4 protein-coding genes are annotated in these 2,612 nt (G+C 69.6%); all 4 read left to right on the top strand.

The features are described 5' to 3' along the window. The coding region (locus sphsw_RS16955) for a glutamate-5-semialdehyde dehydrogenase (protein WP_031441651.1) at window positions 1-1,034 on the top strand (1,034 nt) is incomplete at its 5' end. Between the two features lie 33 nt (window positions 1,035-1,067). Next, window positions 1,068-1,670 carry a nicotinate-nucleotide adenylyltransferase gene (locus tag sphsw_RS16960; RefSeq protein WP_031441652.1) on the top strand — a complete coding sequence of 201 codons (603 nt, stop codon included), beginning with the start codon at window positions 1,068-1,070 and terminating at the stop codon, window positions 1,668-1,670. Between the two features lie 13 nt (window positions 1,671-1,683). Then, window positions 1,684-2,097, top strand: coding sequence for a ribosome silencing factor (gene rsfS, locus sphsw_RS16965; protein ID WP_031395980.1), 414 nt, complete (start codon window positions 1,684-1,686; stop codon window positions 2,095-2,097). Window positions 2,098-2,113: 16 nt separating this feature from the next. Further along, complete coding sequence (locus sphsw_RS16970) at window positions 2,114-2,536, top strand: 23S rRNA (pseudouridine(1915)-N(3))-methyltransferase RlmH (RefSeq protein ID WP_031395979.1); 423 nt, start codon at window positions 2,114-2,116, stop codon at window positions 2,534-2,536. Window positions 2,537-2,612 lie beyond the last annotated feature (76 nt).

Here is a 2,612-nt window from a genome sequence, read left to right on the forward strand (position 1 = left end):
TCGATCCCGGGCGGATCGCGGCGATGGCGGACGGCGTCGCCGCGGTTGCCGCGCTCGCCGATCCGGTCGGCCAGATCATGGATTCGCGCGCACGTCCCAATGGCCTCGTCCTCAGCCGGGTCCGCGTACCGATCGGCGTGATCGGGATCATCTATGAAAGCCGGCCGAACGTGACCGCCGACGCCGCGGCGTTGTGCGTAATGGCAGGCAATGCCGCGATCCTGCGCGGCGGATCGGAAGCCGTGGCGAGCAATCGCGCGATCCACGCCGCGTTGATCGAGGGCTTGGCCGCGGGCGGGGTCCCCGCGGACGCGGTGCAGCTGGTCCCGACCACCGACCGCGCGGCGGTCGGCGCGATGCTCAAGGCAGACGGCGCGATCGACCTGATCATCCCGCGCGGCGGCAAGAGCCTGGTCGCGCGCGTCCAGGCCGAGGCGCGCGTGCCGGTGCTCGCGCATCTCGACGGGATCAACCATGTCTATGTCGATGCGTCCGCGGACCCCGCGATGGCGGCGGCGGTGGTGGTCGATGCGAAGATGCGCCGGACCGGCATTTGCGGCGCGATGGAGACGCTGCTGATCGACCGCGGCTATGCTGGCGCGGCGTCGCTGATCCGCCATCTGGCCGATACAGGCTGTGTCGTGCGGGGCGATGCGGCTGCGATCGCGCTCGTGCCCGAAATCGCGGCGGCGGACGCGGCGGACTGGGATACCGAATATCTCGACGCGATCGCCGCGGTCGCGATCGTCGACGGACTGGACGGCGCGGTCGCGCATATCGCGCGGCACGGGTCGCACCATACCGATGCGATCGTCGCGGCCGATGCGGACGTCGCCGAGCGGTTTCTCGCGCAGGTCGACAGCGCGATCGTGCTGTGGAACGCCTCGACCCAGTTTGCCGATGGCGGCGAATTCGGGCTGGGTGCTGAGATCGGCATCGCCACCGGGCGGCTCCACGCGCGCGGCCCGGTCGCTCTCGAGGGGCTGACGACCTACAAGTGGATCGGGCGTGGCACGGGGCAGGTGCGCGGGTGAGGTGTCGGGCCGATCGGCGTCGCGCGTGACGCCATGACCCGCGTCGGCATTCTCGGCGGATCGTTCAACCCGGCGCACCGGGGGCACCGCGCGATCACGCTGTCGGCGATCGAGGCGCTCGCGCTCGACGAGGCGTGGTGGCTCGTCTCGCCGGGCAATCCGCTGAAAGAGGCGGCGCGCGACATGGCGCCGCTGTCCGCGCGGCTCGCCTCGGCGCGACGGATGGCGCGGCGCGCGCCGATCCGCGCCACCGATATCGAGACCCGGCTCCACACCCGCTACACGCTCGACACGATCCGCAAGCTCAGGCGGCGCCATCCGAAGATCCGCTTCATCTGGCTGATGGGTGCGGACAATCTCGCCGACTTCCACCGGTGGAAGAACTGGCGCGCGATCGCCCGCGAGGTTCCGATTGCGGTAATCGCTCGGCCGGGATATGACGGGCGCGCCCTCGCGGCCCCCGCGATGGGTTGGCTGCGGCGCTTCCAACGGCGCACAGACCATGCGAAGAGCTGGACGACGTGGAGATTGCCGGCCCTTGTGCTGTTGCGCTTCCGACCCGACCCGACCTCCGCAACCGGCCTGCGCGCCGAAAATCCCGACTGGTTCCAGCATGTTGCCGGGCCGGTAACCTGACCCAGGAGCTGACTTGGCCACTTCCCCTACTGCCCCTCGCGCGACCGACCCCGAAGAGGTTGAGGCGCTGCATCGCCTGATCCTCGCGTCGCTCGATGACGACCAGGCGGTCGAGACCATCTCGATCCCGCTCGCGGGCAAGACGAGCATCGCCGATTACATGGTGATCGCCAGCGGCCGTTCGACCCGCCAGGTCGCCTCGATGGCACAGAAGCTGGCCGAGCGTATCAAGGCCGAGTTCAAGCGTCCGGTGAAGATCGAGGGGCTGCCGACCGCGGACTGGGTCCTGATCGACGCCACCGACATCATCGTCCACCTGTTCCGCCCCGAAGTCCGCAGCTTCTACAATCTCGAGCGGATGTGGGCGTTCGGCGATGCGCCGACGCCACCGACCGCTCCGTTCGCCGACCTGTCCGACCAAGACTGATCCGGGTGCGCGGGCGATGCTGCTGCATATCGTCGCCCGCGGCCGGATCGGGCGATCGCCCGAAGCCGAACTCGTTGATCGCTATCTGAAGCGGATCGCCTGGCCGACCAAGGTGTCCGAGCTGCCCGACACGGGGGGGCGGATTCCCCCGGTTGGCGACCAGACTAGGCGGATCCTGCTCGACGAAAAGGGCGACGTGTTGTCGTCCATGGCGTTCGCGCGCGTGCTCGAGCGGTGGCGCGACGACGGCGTGCGCGAGGCGCGGTTCATGATCGGTGCGGCCGACGGGTTCGACGATGCCGCGCGCGACGAGGCCGACCTGCTGGTCTCCTTCGGCCGCGCGACCTGGCCGCATCTGCTCGCGCGGGCGATGCTCGCCGAACAGCTCTTCCGTGCGACGAGCATCCTGGCCAACCACCCGTATCACCGCGAAGGCTGATCGTGCGGATCACCGCGTCATCGCGCCTGTCATCGGCGGCGCTGTTGCTGTTCGCAGCGCTCGCCCTTGGTCTTGC

The organism is Sphingomonas sp. FUKUSWIS1, assembly GCF_000733135.1.
GTDB classification, from domain to species: Bacteria; Pseudomonadota; Alphaproteobacteria; order Sphingomonadales; family Sphingomonadaceae; genus Sphingomonas; species Sphingomonas aerolata.